The following is a 14,657-nucleotide window of genomic DNA, read 5'->3' as shown; positions in this document are numbered from 1 at the left end:
ATCCGGCCTACCACCTTCCTTTCAGCTATTCATGAAACAGTTATATCTGACGCTGGCCCTGCTGGGTCTGCTGAGCCCAGTTGCCCGCGCCTGCGACATCTGCGGCTGCTTTATGGGCATCACGCCCTACGATAACCAAAGCGGCATTTCGCTGATGCACCGCTACCGAATCTTCAACGGCTACCAGGAATTCGGGCAGCCGCACCAGTTTTTTCCGGCGGGCGTGCAGCCTTTTGCGCCCAGCCACCCCAACCAGGATACGGGCTACGGGCACAACCACCAGGGCGACGCCACTGACTACGAAGCGTACCGCGTGGTGGAGCTGCGGGGTAAGTATTTTCTAGCCAAACGACTGGAGCTGAACGCCTTTGTACCCTACGTCATGAACACCTCCCAGAGCAACGGCCGCCAGCTCAACACGGCCGGCCTGGGCGACATCACCGTGTTTGCCGGCTACCACCTGATTCGGGCCATCGAAACGATGGGCGTGCAGAGCCGGCTCATCCTGGGGGGCGGCCTCAAGCTACCGACCGGCGACTACCGGCGGACCAGCCCTAGTGGGCAGCGCTACCCCATGCTCAACCAGCCCGGCACCGGCACCACCGACGGCTTCGTGTACCTGAACTACATCGGCAGCTTGCATAACGTGGGCCTGAGCCTGAACTCGAGCTACCGCCGCTCCACCCGCAACCAGTTCGACAACAGCCTGGCGCCCAGCACAGCCAGCTTTGCCAACCTGTTTTACCGCGTGGCCCTGGGCTCGAAGTGGCAAATTTATCCTTCGGTTCAACTCTACTACGAAAAAACCAAGGGCGAAATGCTGGACGGGCAGCTCACCCACGAGCACGAAATGAACGACGCCCTGCTGGGCCCGGGCCTGGATATTTACTACAAGAACTTTTCGCTGAACACCAGCGCGCAGTTTCCCCTCTATACTGCCAACACCGACCACCCCGCCAGCGCCGGCCGGATGGTAATTGCCCTGGGCTACAGCTTCAAGCAAACCAAGTACCTGCTCAAAGGTCGTCCGCCGGGCGCTTAGTGTAGGTCGCGCAGGCGCCGGCCCTGCTGCCGTGCCCACAGGCCGTGCTTGCTCTGCCCCACCATCTGGGCCCCGTAAATGCCGCGGTGCCCGGAAAACAGGTAGCTCACCACGCAAGCCACCCCGATGTACAGCCCGCCCTGCTGCCCAAACAGCTCCAGCCCCATCAGCAGGCAGGCCAGGGGCGTGTTGGCCGCTCCGGCAAATACGGCCACGAAGCCCATGCCCGCCAGCAAGGGCATGGGCAAGGGCAGCACCGGCGCCAGCGCGTTGCCCAGGGCTGCCCCGATGAAGAACAGCGGCGTGACTTCCCCGCCCTTAAAGCCAGCACCCAGCGTCAGGGCGGTCAGCAGCAGCTTCAGGGCAAAGGCGTAGCTCGGCAGCGGTTCGGCAAAAGCTCGCACAATAACCTGTATGCCCAGCCCGATGTAGTCCGTTGTGCCCAGGGCCCATACCAGCAATGTCAGCACGGCTCCGCCCAGCATGGGCCGCAACGGTGCAAAACTCAGCCACCGCTTGAAAAACCCTCTTATCAGGTGCGTGGTAGCGGCAAAGACCCGGGCTGTAAGGCCAAAAACCACTCCGGCCACCACGGCGCTGCCCAAACCCAGCAACGAAAACTGCGCGGGGGCCGCCAGCAACGGATAAGCTGTGTGGCCCACGCCCCAGGCCCGCGTAACCCAGTCGGCGCAGGCGGCGGCCAGAAAGCTGGGCAGGATGGCGTCGTAACGCAGGCGGCCCAGCAGAAACACTTCCAGCCCAAAGACGGCCCCGGCCAGGGGCGTCCCAAACACCGAGGCAAAGCCGGCGCTGATACCGGCAATGAGCAGCAGCGTCCGGTCGTGGGGGCGCAGCCGAAGCCAGCCGGTGAGCTGGTCGGCCAGGGCCCCACCCATCTGCACGGCCGTGCCCTCGCGCCCGGCTGAGCCCCCGAACAAGTGCGTCAGCAGCGTACCCAGCAGCACCAACGGGGCCATGCGCAGCGGCAGCACGGCCCGGGGCGCGTGAATCTCGTCGAGCAGCAGGTTGTTGCCGGCTTCCACCGGCTGGCCCCAGTAGTGGTAGAGCAGGCCCACCAGCAAACCGCCCACCGGCAGGGCGGCCAGAATCCAGGAATGGGCTTCACGCCAGGCTGTTACCCAGTCCAGCGCCACCAGAAACCCGGCCGAGGCGGTGCCGGCCAAAGCTCCGACGGCGGCGCTAATCAGCAGCCAACGCCCCGTAAACGACAACAGAGCCCGGTACTCAGCCCATAGGCGGGACACTATCCGAAAGGGCATGCGGCAAACGGCGAGGTGAGGAGTAAAGGCGAAGGTACGCAAAGCCGCCCCGTCCCGAATCTGGCGGGATATTCAAAAGCTACTGTCCTGCCCGAAACCATTCGCCGAAGCACCGGTGTTACGCTAGAAATCAATATCTTGACCTTTTCCTCACCGTTAGCCTGCTCAGGTTGTTAACTGCTACTCGCCTCCGCTCCTGGCTCCTGGCTACGAGCGTTTTACTGGTTCTGATAACGGCTTGTAAGCCTGAGGAAGAAGCCGGGGGGGAAGGTCCCGTCGTGACGACGCCCTACCAGTTGGTTTTGCCCAAAGGGTTTCCCCAGGACGTTAGGATTCCCGCTACGAACCCGCTCACGGAAGAGGGTGTGGCCCTGGGCCGGATGCTATTTTACGAGCCCCGCCTCTCGCGTAACAATACCATGTCGTGCGGCAGCTGCCACCAGCAGAGCAAGGCCTTTACCGATGGCCGGGCCCTAGCCCTGGGCGTCGACGGCGTGGCCAACCCGCGCGGCACGATGTCGTTGGCCAATATTTTGTGGGAGCCAGCTTTAAACTGGGACGGCGCGGCGGTTAGCCTGGAAACTCAGGCTCTGAAACCCATCGAAAACCCCGTGGAGCTGCACCAAAGCCTGACTGAGGGCGTCAGCAAGCTGCAGCAGACCGAGCTTTATCCGCCGCTGTTTCGCAGTGCTTTCGGCTCGCGCACCATTACCGAGGAAAATGTGCTCAAGGCTCTGGCGCAGTTCGAACGGACCCTGATTTCGGCCAACTCCCGCTACGACAAGTATCTGCGCGACGAAGTCCAGCTCAATAGCCAGGAAATTGCGGGTCGAATCCTGTTTTCCAATCATCCCGACCCTACAATTCCCGTGGCCGGGGCCGACTGCATGCACTGTCATAACGAGGGCAACCGACTTTTCTCGTCCACCGACTACGCCCGCGGGGCTACGGCCAACTTCTTCAACAACGGCCTAGACTCCAACCCCTCCGATCTGGGCCGCTTCAGCGTCACGGGGCTGACTTCCGACCGGGGCAAAATGCGCGCCCCTACCCTGCGCAACATTGCCCTGACGGCACCCTACATGCACGACGGCCGCTTCCAGACCCTGGAAGAAGTGCTGGACCACTACAGTGACCATGTCGCCAAGGACAGCCCCAATCTGGACTTGAACCTGCAAACGGCTACCAACAAGCGCAACGGCGCCCAACTCAGCCTTAGTGATACCCAGAAAAAGCAGGTTATTGCCTTCCTGCGCACCCTCACCGATTCCACCTTCATTCAGGACAAGCGCTTTTCCGACCCATTTAAGCCCTAGCGGCAACTAAATTCAGTTTCCGACCTCCCGGCAAATAAGCTGGTCGAAAAGGCTGCCCGTTCCCCCGGCCGCAATTTCCCGAACATCCGGACTGCCCAGCCGTATTAGCGCCCGAGTACTGCGGTGCTCTACTCTATTGCCAGTCTGGCAATTCACTCTCCTAACCCCTATGAAAAGCAAATTGCTGATTGTGCTGCTGGCCCTGTGCTCAGCCTGCACGGCGTCCTCTACTACGGCCAGCCGCACCCTGTCGCCCGACCGGGAACTGTCGGACCCGATCAACGCCTCCTTTTCCGATTCTGCCTCAACGGCCGCCGTTAAATAGGTCTCGTTCGGGCCGCCCGATTACGAAAGCCCACAAAAAAAGCCACTCCCGAATCCAGGAGTGGCTTTTCTGTTGATTATCCAATGGGTCTTTTAGTCGACGTTGTCGTGCAGGAAGCGGTTGTCGCCCAGCAGCTCGTTGTCGTCCGAGAGGTTGAAGCGCGAAATATTGCGCTCATTCGACGGCACTACGTTTTCGAGCTTCACCTGCCGCCGCAAATAGGCCGGGGTTTCCAGCTGATCCTTGATGGCGTCGTTGGTCAGGCCGTTGCTCAGGCCTTCCAGCCGGCGGCGACGCTCCTCAGCCCGGGCGTCCAACGACGGACGAGCCGGCTGCTGCACCGGGGCGGGCTGGTGAATCACGACGGGCTCGGGCGCTGGCGTCGACGGGGCCGCTACCGGGGGCACGTAGCCGGTGTAGGGCGAAGTCTCGAGGTCAAAAGTCACCTTGGGCGGCTCCGGAGCCGCGGCGGCCACGGGGGCCGGGGCTCCAAACGAAGGCACTACCGGCGCAGCCGGCACGTCCTGCCGCTCCCGGTCGAAGATGTTGATCTGCGGATCGGGTACGGGCGCGGCGGTCGGCTCAGGCTTTTCCACGGCGTAGCCGGTGGTGATGTTGTGCGCCTCGCGAGCAAAGCCGGTGGCAATAACCGTCACGCGGATGCTCTGGCCCAGCGTCGAGTCGATGCCGTGGCCGAAGATAACCTCGGCGTCCTGCCCGGCTTTGTGCTGGATGTACTCCGTAATTTCAGTCAGCTCATCCATTTCCAGCTCGGCCTGGTCACCCGACATAATGCTGAGCAGGATTTTCTGGGCCCCGTGAATATCGGTGTTGTTGAGCAGCGGCGAAGCCAAGGCCTCCTCAGCGGCGCGCTGGGCGCGGTTTTCGCCCTCCGTGATGCTACTGCCCATGACGGCCGCGCCCGAGTCTTTCATCACCGTTTTCACGTCTTCAAAGTCGACGTTGACTTCGCTCGTCACGGTAATGATTTCGGCAATCGACTTGGCGGCGGTGCTCAGCACGTTATCAGCCTTGGCGAAGGCCGAGCGGATGGGCAGGTTGCCGAATATTTCGCGCAGCTTATCGTTGAGAATAACCAGGACGGTGTCGCAGTTGTCGCTGAGCTCCTTGATGCCTTGCTCGGCCTGCTGACGCTTTTTCTTGCCCTCGAAGAGGAAAGGCGCCGTAACGATGCCCACGGTCAGAATGCCCAGCTCCTTGGCCACTTTGGCAATAACGGGCGCAGCCCCGGTGCCCGTGCCACCGCCCATGCCGGCCGTGATGAACACCATCTTGGTGCCGTTACTGAGCAGCTCCCGGATTTGCTCCCGGCTCTCAATGGCCGCCTGCTTGCCCCGCTCGGGGTTGGCACCGGCCCCAAGGCCCTCGGTCAGGTCCACGCCGATTTGCAGCTTGTTGGGCACAGTGCTGCTGTGCAGGGCCTGCTTGTCGGTATTGCAAATCACGAATTCCACGTCCTTAATGCCTTGGCTGAACATGTGGTTCACGGCATTAGAACCGCCCCCACCGACGCCAATCACCTTGATGATGGAGTTGGATTGCGCTGGAATATCAAATTTATACATGAGTGGTCTGCTTCAATTAACAGTTACCATTTATCATTTATCACTCAACTACTCTGCATCCACAAGCTATTCCGCCCGGTGAAGTGTCAACTGATAATTGTTAAATGTTAAATGATTTAGTACTGCTTGTCGTCGAAATCATCAATCAGCAGTCCTTTCGTGCGGCTGATGATGTCCTGGAAGAACTTGCCGGCCCCCGAGGTTTTCTTCGGAGGCGCTGGCTGGGGTTGCGGAGCCGGCTGCGGCGCGGCCGGAACTGCTGCCCGCACTTCGGGCGCGGGGCGATACTGCTGCTCCTCTTCCTCGTACGAGCGGCCCACCCGCTCGTCAATCGAGCGGTAGCCGGCCAGCACCAGGCCCACGGTGGTAGCGTACATCGGCGACTTCACGGCTTCAATGCGCGACTTGCCCAGGTGCTCGTTGGGGTAACCAATGCGGGTGTCGAGGCCCGTGACGTATTCGGTAAGCTGCACCAGGTTCTGCAGCTGGGAGCCGCCGCCGGTCAGCACGATGCCGGCCGCCAGCTTGTCGCCGTGGCCGGTGCGCTGAATCTCGGCGTACACCAGCTCGATGATTTCCTCCATCCGGGCCTCGATGATATGGGCTAGGTTCTTGAGGCTGATTTCCTTGGGCGCCCGGTCGCGCAGGCCGGGGATGCTCACGATTTCGTAGTCGGAGGCTTCCTCGGCAATGGCTTTACCGAATTTCACCTTCAGCTGCTCGGCCTGGTTCTGCATTACGGCGCAGCCCTGCTTGATGTCGCTGGTCACGATGTTGCCGCCAAAGGGCAACACCGCGGCATGCCGAATAATACCGTCCTTGAAAATGGCCAGGTCGGTGGTACCGCCCCCGATGTCAATCAGGGCGACGCCGGCTTCCTTTTCTTCGTCCGACAGCACCGACATGCTCGAAGCCAGGGGCTCGAGAATCAGGTTATCGATTTCCAGGCCCGCCTTGGTAACGCACTTGTTGATGTTGTTGATGGCCGTGCTCTGAGCCGTAATGATGTGGAAGTTGCCTTCCAGGCGCACGCCCGACATGCCCACGGGGTCCATGATGCCCTCCTCGTAATCCACCTTGTAGTCCTGGGGCATTACGTGGATGATTTCGGAGCCGGGCGGGGTTACCAGCCGGTACATATCGTTGGTCAGCCGATTTACATCGTCGACGGTAATCTCAGTTTCGGCCGAATTGCGGGTGATGCTGCCGTTGTGCTGCAGGCTCTTGATGTGCTGGCCGGCAATGCCCACGTTCACGACGCCAATATTGATTCCGGACTGTTCTTCGGCCTGCCGGATGGCTTTCCGAATTGCATCCACCGTCTTGTCGATGTTCGACACGATACCGCGCACCACTCCTTCCGACACAGCCTTGCCCATGCCCAGGATTTCGAGTTTGCCAAACTCGTTCTTGCGCCCTACCAGAGCGCAGATTTTGGTGGTACCAATGTCGAGGCCGACTACAATCTTATCGTTTTGCATGAGGAAGGAAGGACGAGTGGGTGCGGTTGGTGCTATGAATTTCAGGTGCAAAAAACGCCGTTTCCGAGCGTTTACGCAAGATTTTGTTACTCACAAATGATTTGATCTTGGAACTCAACGTTGACGCGGTGGTACGTGTCCCAGCCCAAGACCGGTGGAATTTGACGGTAAAATACCATCAGTTTCGCAAATTTTTCCGAAATATTCTCCGGAAAGCCAAATTCTATTCGTTGGTCACCCACTTGCTGGGTGAAGGAAACCTTGCCATTGGGGCCGATAAAGACCTCCGCAACCTGGGCGCGCCAGAACGGATGCTCATCAATATAGCGCAAAAACGCTAGATATTGACGACCGGTGGAATCTTGGAAAAAGCCAGCTTGGAGCGGTCCGCCTCCCAGTCGGGAAATGGGTACCACGCGGGCCGTGAATAACGAAGACAACGGCAGTTTCTTGCCCTCGGCATCGAGGTAACTATCCTGGCGGGTATCGGCGTGTACGAGGCGGGCAATCGGACGGTTTTGGCGCACGTCGGCGTGCAAATTACCGGCTAGGTCGCGGTACACCTGCGCTTCCTTGACGAAGCTGTGGGCTTTAAGGCGGGCTTCTAGGGCTTTAAGGTCCAGGTCGTCGGGATGGGCGCCCTCGAGCTGCTGGTGGCCGTTGCGGGTTAATAAAGCCGTTACTTCCCGCTCACTAATGAAGTAATTGTTAAACTCGTTGCCGATGGTCACGATGACCTCCCCCACGGGGCGGCTGGCCTGCCGGACTCCGGCAAACACGGCCAGCCCCGAGAGCAGCACGAGGCACCCGGTGGCAAACAGCAAGTTGTTGGCTTTACGCTTCAGCTCCATTCCAGCGAATATCTAAAATATTCCTTAGCCGTGGTACAAGCTGGTCAATATCTCCAGCCCCGACGGTGGCTAATACGTCGAAAGTATCGTCTGATTCGGCCGAGGCCAGGACTTCGGCTTTGGTTTGCAACGACTTTTGCGGAGCCGTTATTTGGGACAAAATCAATTCGGAGGTCACGCCTTCCAGGGGCAGCTCCCGGGCCGGGTAGATGTCGAGCATCACCACTTCATCGGCCAGGCTCAGGCTCTGGGCAAAGCCGGGGGCAAAGTCGCGGGTGCGGGTGAAGAGGTGGGGCTGAAACACGACCCGCAGCCGCTTGCCCGGGTACAGGGCCCGCAACGAGCGGAGGAAGGCTTCTATTTCGCGGGGGTGGTGGGCGTAGTCGTCCACGTAGACCTTGTCGCCCTTGGTGACGATAAACTCAAACCGGCGTTTTACGCCCCGATACGCTGCTACGGCCTGCTTCAACTGCTCCTCCCCCACGTGTTGTAGCTGAGCAACCACGCAGGCGGCCAGCATGTTTTCCACGTTGTGGTAACCGGGCACGGCCAGTTCCAGCTTTTGCACGTTGCCGAGGGGGCCGTGCAGGTCGAAGCGGAACTGGTGACCCTGGGCCGTAATCTGGTCGGCGTAGAGCTCCGGGCCCTGCTCGGGCGAGAGGCCGTAGCGGATTACCCGCACGCCTTCGGCCACGGCTTCGGCAATGCCCTGGTCGGCGGTGTGGTTGAGGATGAGCGTGCCGCCGGGCTTGATCTGGCCCACAAACTGCCGGAACGACTCCACCAGGGCCTCCTTGTTGCCATAGATGTCGAGGTGGTCGGCATCGGTGCTGGTGACGATGGCAATATCGGGGTGCAGGGTCAGGAAGCTCCGGTCGTACTCGTCGGCCTCAACTACCACAGGGGTAGTTGTTGGTTGTTGGTTGTTAGTTGTCAGCTCAGCCAATGGAGGCAGCAGCAGGTTAGAGCCCAGGTTGACGGAAATACCGCCCAGGAAGGCCGCGCAGGGCACACCGGCGTGGTGAAGCAGGTGAGCCACCATGCTGCTGGTCGTGGTTTTGCCGTGGGTGCCGGCTACGGCAATGGTGTAGTGACCCGCGGTAAGCACGCCCAGCACCTGGCTGCGCTTACGGATGTCGTAGCCCTGCTCCCGCAGCCAGGCCCACTCCCGGTGGTCTTTGGGAATGGCGGGCGTAAGGACGACCAGCGTCTGCTCCCGGTTTTCGCGCACCTCGGCCGGAATGCTCTCTACGGCATCGTCGTAGTGGATCCGGATGCCTTCGGCGGCCAGGGCTTCGGTCAGGGGCGTGGCGGTTTTATCGTAGCCGCTCACGCGGTGGCCGTTGGCCTGAAACCAGCGGGCCAGGGCCGACATGCCAATGCCGCCGATACCCAGAAAATAGACGTTCGGAAATGCGGCTACGGGATTCATGCGCGGTCCATGAGGGCTAAAAGTTCATCCACGATGGTCGTGGTGGCGTGCGGGTGAGCCAAGCGGCTCACGTTCTGGCTGAGCTGCTGCTGCCGGCCCGGGTCGTTGAGCAAGGCCAGAGCCTGGTCGTAGAGCGTGGCGGCGGCATCCGCATCCGACACGAGCAGGGCAGCATCCTTCTCGACCAAAGCCAGGGCATTTTTGGTCTGGTGGTCTTCGGCCACGTTGGGCGAGGGCACCAGAATACTGGGCTTGCCGGTCAGGCAGAGTTCCGACACCGACAAGGCCCCGGCCCGGCTGATAACCACGTCGGCGGCGGCGTAGGCCAGATCCATGCGCTGCACGAACTCCAGGGCCTGGAGCTTATCGGGGGCAAAGGGGGCAGCCTGCTCGGCGGCTTTGGGGTAGTAGAGCTTGCCGGTTTGCCACAAGAGCTGAATTCCAGCGGCCTGCAGGCGGGTCAGGGCGGCGGCGGTGGCTTCGTTCAGGGTGCGGGCGCCCAGGCTGCCGCCAATGACCAGCAAGGTCTTTTTCTCGGGCGAAAGGCCAAAGAAACTCAGGGCTTCGGCGCGGCTGCCGCTGGCAATTTCGGTGCGCACGGGGTTGCCGGTCAGCACGAGCTTGTCGGCGGGGAAGAACTTTTCCATCCCGTCGTAGGCCACGCAGATCCGGTTGACGCGGCGACTGAGCAGCTTATTGACCAGGCCCGCGTAGGAGTTCTGCTCCTGAATCAGGGCCGGAATGCCGCGCGAAGTGGCCGCCAGCAGCACCGGGGCCGAGGCGTAACCGCCCACGCCCACCACGGCATCGGGCTTGAACTCCTGGAGCAGCTTGCCCGCCTTGCGCACCGAGCGGAACACCTTCACCGGGAACAGCAGGTTCTGGGGCGTCAGGCGGCGCTGCAGGCCGGCAATGTCGAGGCCCACGATTTTATAGCCGGCCTCAGGCACCCGGGTCATTTCCATGCGCCCATTAGCGCCCACAAACAGGATTTCGGCGTCGGGCTGACGGCGGCGCAGCTCGTTGGCAATGGCCACCGCCGGGAAAATATGCCCGCCCGTGCCTCCGCCGCTGATAATCACGCGGTAAGGCCGGGGCTGAGCAGAAGCGCTATATAAAGTCGTTTTGGGCACTGGTGGTGAAGTTGGGAAAGGTGAAGTTGTGAAGAGCGAACTGGCGGGTTATGAACTCACAACTTCACCTTTCACAATTTCACTCTTGATTTACGCGTAAGCCGTTTTCTTGGGGATGCGGACGGTGTCTTCCGGCTCGCCGGTCATGGGTCGGATTTCCCGTTCCCCGCGGCTCACGCTGAGGATAATACCGATGCTGATACCGGTAAAAATCAGGGAGGTGCCGCCCATGCTCAGCAGCGGCAGCGGCAGGCCGGTAATCGGGCCCAGGCCCACGGCCACGCCCATGTTGACCATGGCCTGCAAAACCAGGCTAAACGCCAAGCCCGCCGAAAGTAGGCCGCCGAAGGCGCCGTAGCTGTTCATCACCGTTTTCAGACCTCGATACAAAAAGGCTAAGTATAGAAACAGCACGAAGGCCCCGCCGGCCAGGCCATATTCCTCGATGATGACGGCGTAGATAAAGTCGGAGTACGGGTGGGGCAGAATGTTGCGCTCCGTACTTTGCCCGGGTCCTTTGCCGGTAATGCCGCCCGTGGCAATGGCAATGTAGCTGTGTTCAAGCTGGAAGGGCACGGGCTTGGTCTTATCGGTGAAGTTCTCGATGCGCGACTTCACCGTTTGCAGGCGCTGACCGGTTGACAAACCGATGCCGCCCACGACGGCCCCAATGGCGACCATGACGGCCATCTGTTTGATAGGCACCCGACCAATGAACATGAGCAGCAGGCAGGTGGCAAACAGCAGCAGTGCCGTGGAGGCGTTGGAGAGAATAATCAGGCCGCAGATAACCCCAATCCAGAGCATTACCGGCAGCAAAGTCGTTTTGAAGTCCTGCACGTGCTGCTGCCGGCGGCTGAGCATGCTGGCCAGGTGCGAAATCAGGGCCAGCTTGGCTAAGTCGGACGGCTGCACGGTTTGGTTGATAACCGGAATGGTGAGCCAGCGCGAGGCCCCGTTTACTTCCCCACCCACGAAAAAGGTGAACAGCAGCAGCGGCACCGAAATCAGCAGGGCGTAGAGCGACAAGCGGGAGTAGTAGCGGTAATCGATGCGGTGGGCCAGCCACATGAAGAACAAACCCACGAAAATCAGGCCGGTGTGCTTGACGAGGAAGTACTCGGTATTGCCACTCATCTTCTTGTAGGCCAGCGTGCCGGTGGCCGAATACACCACGGCAATACTGATGAGCGAAAACAGAATCACAATGGCCCACAGAATTGGGTCACCTTTCAGATTCCGCTGCAGCCAGGTTTTTATGGGGTCCATCGGTGAATGAGTGAAATGGTGAATGAGTGCAGTGTGAGCGGGTTGGCGAAACGGTGAAGCGAACAGTCGAAACGGGCTGAAAGCAATACTTCACTCATTCACTCATTCGCTCATTCACCGCTGCCGCAAACTGCCGGCCGCGGTCCTCGTAGTTTTTGAACAGGTCGAAGGAGGCGCAGCAGGGCGAGAGCAGCACCACGTCGCCGGGGGCGGCCAGGGCGGCACCGCGGCGCACGGCTTCGGTCATGCTTTGGGTTTCTTCCAGGTGGGGTACAATGGAGCCGAAGCTGGCTTTAAGCTTTTCGTTGTCGACGCCCAGGCAGATCAAGGCCTTGACTTTTTCCTTGGCCAGGGACAGCAGGCTGCTGTAGTCGTTGCCTTTGTCGGTGCCGCCGGCAATCCAGACGATGGGCTGCTGAATTCCGTCGAGGGCAAACCAGGCGGCTTCCACGTTGGTGGCCTTGGAATCGTTGATAAACCGGGCACCGCCTATTTCGCCCACGGGCTGCAGGCGGTGGTCGGCGTTGCGGAAGGTGGCCAGGGCGCTTTCAATCTGCTCCTCGTTGAGGCCCGCCACCCGGGCGCAGAGCACGGCGGCCAGGGTATTCTGGCGGTTGTGCTGCCCAATCAGCGGGGAGCCGGCCGTGCTGATCTGCTCCGGCTGCTCGTTCAGGCCCGGCGCCAGGTTGGTGCAGAGCTCAGTTTCGGAAGTGTAATAGCCGGCCAGCTGGTAGTCGGGGCGGTGGTGCAGGCTGAAGGGCAGCAGGTTGGTCTGGCTGAACACCGAGGTGAATTCCTGCTGAATAACCGGGTCGTCGGCGTTGTAGATGAAAAAGCCGCTGCTGTCCATGTTGCGGGTGATGCGCAGCTTGGCGTGGGCGTATTTTTCCAGGGAGTAGTCGTACCGGTCGAGGTGGTCGGGGGTGATGTTGAGCAGCACGGCCACCCAGGCCCGGAAGTCGTAGGTATCGTCGAGCTGGAAGCTGCTGAGCTCCACCACGTAGTAGTCGTGCTCGTCGGCAATAACCTGCTCGGCCAGGCTGTAGCCCACGTTGCCAGCCAGGCCCACCTTCAGGCCAGCTTCCTTCAGCAAATGGTAGGTGAGCAGCGTGGTGGTGGTTTTGCCGTTGGTGCCCGTAATGCAGATGCAGCGGGCCTGGGTATAGCGGCCGGCCAGCTCGATTTCGGAAATGACCGGAATCTTCTTCTCGCGCAGGGCCTGAATGACCGGCGCTTTTTCCGGGATGCCCGGGCTTTTCACCACCTCGTCGGCCGTCAGAATTTCCTCCAGCGTGTGGGTGCCTTCCTCGAAGGGAATACCAGCCGCCGTGAGCTTCTCCTTATATATAGGTTGAATCGGGCTTTTGTCGGACACAAATACGGTGTGGCCTTTGGCCTGGGCCAGCAGCGCCGCCCCTACCCCACTTTCCGCAGCTCCGAGAATGACGATTTTAGTAGACATGTCTTTTGAGAACTTAGAGCTCAGAACCTAGAACCGAGAAGCAAATCAACCCGAAGTCTACGTTCTACGCTCTGACTTCTGAGTTCTAAAGGTTAGCGCAGCTTGAGCGTGACGAGGGTGAAAATGGCCAGCATAATGCCGATGATCCAGAAGCGGGACACGATTTTGGACTCGTGGTAGCCCAGCTTCTGGTAGTGGTGGTGCAGCGGCGACATGCGCAGCAACCGGCGGCCTTCGCCGTACTTGCGCTTGGTGTACTTAAACCAGCCCACCTGCAGCATCACCGACAGGTTTTCAATCAAAAACACGCCGCAGAGGACCGGAATCAAGAGCTCCTTGCGCACAATCAGGGCCAGTACGGCAATGATGCCGCCGATGGCCAACGAGCCGGTGTCGCCCATAAAAACCTGGGCCGGATAGCTGTTGTACCACAAAAACCCGATGCAGGCTCCCACGAAGGCCGTACAGAAGATTACCAGCTCCCCCGAGTTCGGAATGAACATAATATCCAGGTAGTCCGCCAGAATCGAGTTGCCGCTCACGAAGGCGAAAATGGCCAGCGTCACGCCGATAATGGCCGAAGTACCGGCCGCCAGCCCGTCGAGGCCGTCGGTGATGTTAGCCCCGTTGCTCACCGCCGTGATAATCAGAATCACAATCGGGATGTAGAGGAAGCTGTAAAGGCCGTTGAAAAACGGGCCGGCGTAGGCAAACAGGTTGCCGTAGTTGAGCTCGTTGTTTTTGGCAAACGGGATGGTGGTAATCATCAGCTTCACGTCCTGGTACACGGTGCTGGCATCCACGGCCGAGAGCTGGCCGTTGGGCAGCAGGTACTGGCGCACGGTCACATCGTCGCTGAAGAACAGCACCCAGCCCACCGTAATGCCCAGGCCAATCTGGCCCAGCACCTTGAAGCGCCCACTCAGACCCTCCTTATTTTTCTGGAACACCTTAATATAGTCGTCCAGAAAACCGATGAGGCCCAGCCAGACGGTGCTCAGCAGCATGAGCACGATGTAGATGTTGTCGAGCTTGGCAAAGAGCAGCACCGGCACCAGAATGGCCAGCAGGATAATCAGGCCGCCCATCGTCGGAGTGCCTTTCTTCTCCATCTGCCCTTGCAGGCCCAAATCCCGGATACTCTCCCCCACCTGCTTCATCTGCAGCACCCGAATCAGACGGGCACCAAAGACTTGAGCAATAATGAGGGACGTAATGACGGCCATGGCCGCTCGAAACGAAATAAACTGGAAAACGCCCGCGCCTGGCAGGTTGTAGTGCTTGTCGAGAAAATTGAAGAGGTAATAAAGCATTGGCGCGGGGGTCAGCGGGTCTCAGTTGGGGTTATTCCAAGCTGCAAAGATTTGGCTTTTTTGGGGTTAGGCAACTGTTGCGTTTGTGCAGATTTTCTAGTAATCGGGCTTTTCCGAACGTCGTGCCGACCAGCGGGAGACATCTCGCTAAGCTCGTCATGCCGTTC

At 60.1% G+C, this 14,657-nt stretch carries 12 protein-coding genes; 3 read left to right on the top strand and 9 right to left on the bottom strand.

The features are described from left to right. Window positions 1-31: 31 nt before the first annotated feature. Window positions 32-1,042: a hypothetical protein gene (locus tag CLV45_RS03730; protein WP_100335046.1), complete on the top strand. Its 1,011-nt coding sequence runs from the start codon at window positions 32-34 to the stop codon at window positions 1,040-1,042. On the opposite strand, the gene CLV45_RS03725 is transcribed toward CLV45_RS03730, so the two are convergent. Continuing rightward, window positions 1,039-2,322, bottom strand: a complete 1,284-nt coding sequence (locus tag CLV45_RS03725; protein WP_100335045.1) for a chloride channel protein — start codon at window positions 2,320-2,322, stop codon at window positions 1,039-1,041. The genes CLV45_RS03730 and CLV45_RS03725 overlap by 4 nt on opposite strands. A 170-nt stretch (window positions 2,323-2,492) precedes the next feature. Here CLV45_RS03725 and CLV45_RS03720 point away from each other — a divergent pair, with 170 nt between their 5' ends. Together CLV45_RS03720 and CLV45_RS24780 are read left to right on the top strand one after the other, a co-directional pair. Further along, window positions 2,493-3,638 (top strand): cytochrome-c peroxidase, encoded by a 1,146-nt coding sequence (locus CLV45_RS03720; RefSeq protein ID WP_157807267.1) that lies wholly within the window; start codon window positions 2,493-2,495, stop codon window positions 3,636-3,638. A gap of 169 nt (window positions 3,639-3,807) precedes the next feature. Further along, a complete protein-coding gene (locus CLV45_RS24780) occupies window positions 3,808-3,963 on the top strand; it encodes a hypothetical protein (protein WP_157807266.1) in 156 nt (51 codons plus the stop codon). Window positions 3,964-4,055: 92 nt separating this feature from the next. On the opposite strand, the gene ftsZ is transcribed toward CLV45_RS24780, so the two are convergent. The 8 genes from ftsZ to mraY all read right to left on the bottom strand — a co-directional run bounded on the left by ftsZ (window position 4,056) and on the right by mraY (window position 14,490). Next, entirely contained in the window at window positions 4,056-5,549 is a 1,494-nt protein-coding gene (gene ftsZ, locus CLV45_RS03715; RefSeq protein ID WP_100335043.1) for a cell division protein FtsZ, read from the bottom strand. A gap of 116 nt (window positions 5,550-5,665) precedes the next feature. Beyond that, window positions 5,666-7,030 (bottom strand): cell division protein FtsA, encoded by a 1,365-nt coding sequence (gene ftsA / locus CLV45_RS03710; protein WP_100335042.1) that lies wholly within the window; start codon window positions 7,028-7,030, stop codon window positions 5,666-5,668. Window positions 7,031-7,116: 86 nt separating this feature from the next. Beyond that, window positions 7,117-7,854, bottom strand: coding sequence for a cell division protein FtsQ/DivIB (locus CLV45_RS03705; protein ID WP_245882619.1), 738 nt, complete (start codon window positions 7,852-7,854; stop codon window positions 7,117-7,119). Between the two features lie 10 nt (window positions 7,855-7,864). Further along, window positions 7,865-9,313 (bottom strand): UDP-N-acetylmuramate--L-alanine ligase, encoded by a 1,449-nt coding sequence (gene murC, locus CLV45_RS03700; protein ID WP_100335040.1) that lies wholly within the window; start codon window positions 9,311-9,313, stop codon window positions 7,865-7,867. Further along, window positions 9,310-10,446 carry an undecaprenyldiphospho-muramoylpentapeptide beta-N-acetylglucosaminyltransferase gene (gene murG, locus CLV45_RS03695; RefSeq protein WP_100335039.1) on the bottom strand — a complete coding sequence of 379 codons (1,137 nt, stop codon included), beginning with the start codon at window positions 10,444-10,446 and terminating at the stop codon, window positions 9,310-9,312. The genes murC and murG overlap by 4 nt, the downstream gene beginning before the upstream one ends. Window positions 10,447-10,536: 90 nt before the next feature. Continuing rightward, on the bottom strand, window positions 10,537-11,715 hold the full coding sequence (locus CLV45_RS03690) for an FtsW/RodA/SpoVE family cell cycle protein (protein WP_100335038.1): 1,179 nt from the start codon (window positions 11,713-11,715) through the stop codon (window positions 10,537-10,539). Window positions 11,716-11,809: 94 nt separating this feature from the next. Beyond that, a complete protein-coding gene (gene murD, locus CLV45_RS03685; RefSeq protein WP_100335037.1) occupies window positions 11,810-13,177 on the bottom strand; it encodes a UDP-N-acetylmuramoyl-L-alanine--D-glutamate ligase in 1,368 nt (455 codons plus the stop codon). A 92-nt stretch (window positions 13,178-13,269) separates the two neighbouring features. Continuing rightward, complete coding sequence (gene mraY, locus CLV45_RS03680; RefSeq protein WP_100335036.1) at window positions 13,270-14,490, bottom strand: phospho-N-acetylmuramoyl-pentapeptide-transferase; 1,221 nt, start codon at window positions 14,488-14,490, stop codon at window positions 13,270-13,272. Window positions 14,491-14,657: the final 167 nt, after the last annotated feature.

This window comes from Hymenobacter chitinivorans DSM 11115 (assembly GCF_002797555.1).
Classification (GTDB): Bacteria; Bacteroidota; Bacteroidia; order Cytophagales; family Hymenobacteraceae; genus Hymenobacter; species Hymenobacter chitinivorans.
Note: the sequence above shows the minus strand (reverse complement) of the source record. Positions and strands in the feature narration are given on the sequence as shown.

Bases quoted from the DNA above. Each gene is read 5' to 3' on its own strand.
- ftsZ (WP_100335043.1), bottom strand. From the start codon at position 5,549: ATGTATAAATTTGATATTCCAGCGCAATCCAACTCCATCATCAAGGTG.
- CLV45_RS03690 (WP_100335038.1), bottom strand. From the start codon at position 11,715: ATGGACCCCATAAAAACCTGGCTGCAGCGGAATCTGAAAGGTGACCCA.
- murD (WP_100335037.1), bottom strand. From the start codon at position 13,177: ATGTCTACTAAAATCGTCATTCTCGGAGCTGCGGAAAGTGGGGTAGGG.
- ftsA (WP_100335042.1), bottom strand. From the start codon at position 7,030: ATGCAAAACGATAAGATTGTAGTCGGCCTCGACATTGGTACCACCAAA.
- CLV45_RS03725 (WP_100335045.1), bottom strand. From the start codon at position 2,322: ATGCCCTTTCGGATAGTGTCCCGCCTATGGGCTGAGTACCGGGCTCTG.
- CLV45_RS24780 (WP_157807266.1), top strand. From the start codon at position 3,808: ATGAAAAGCAAATTGCTGATTGTGCTGCTGGCCCTGTGCTCAGCCTGC.
- CLV45_RS03730 (WP_100335046.1), top strand. From the start codon at position 32: ATGAAACAGTTATATCTGACGCTGGCCCTGCTGGGTCTGCTGAGCCCA.
- mraY (WP_100335036.1), bottom strand. From the start codon at position 14,490: ATGCTTTATTACCTCTTCAATTTTCTCGACAAGCACTACAACCTGCCA.
- murC (WP_100335040.1), bottom strand. From the start codon at position 9,313: ATGAATCCCGTAGCCGCATTTCCGAACGTCTATTTTCTGGGTATCGGC.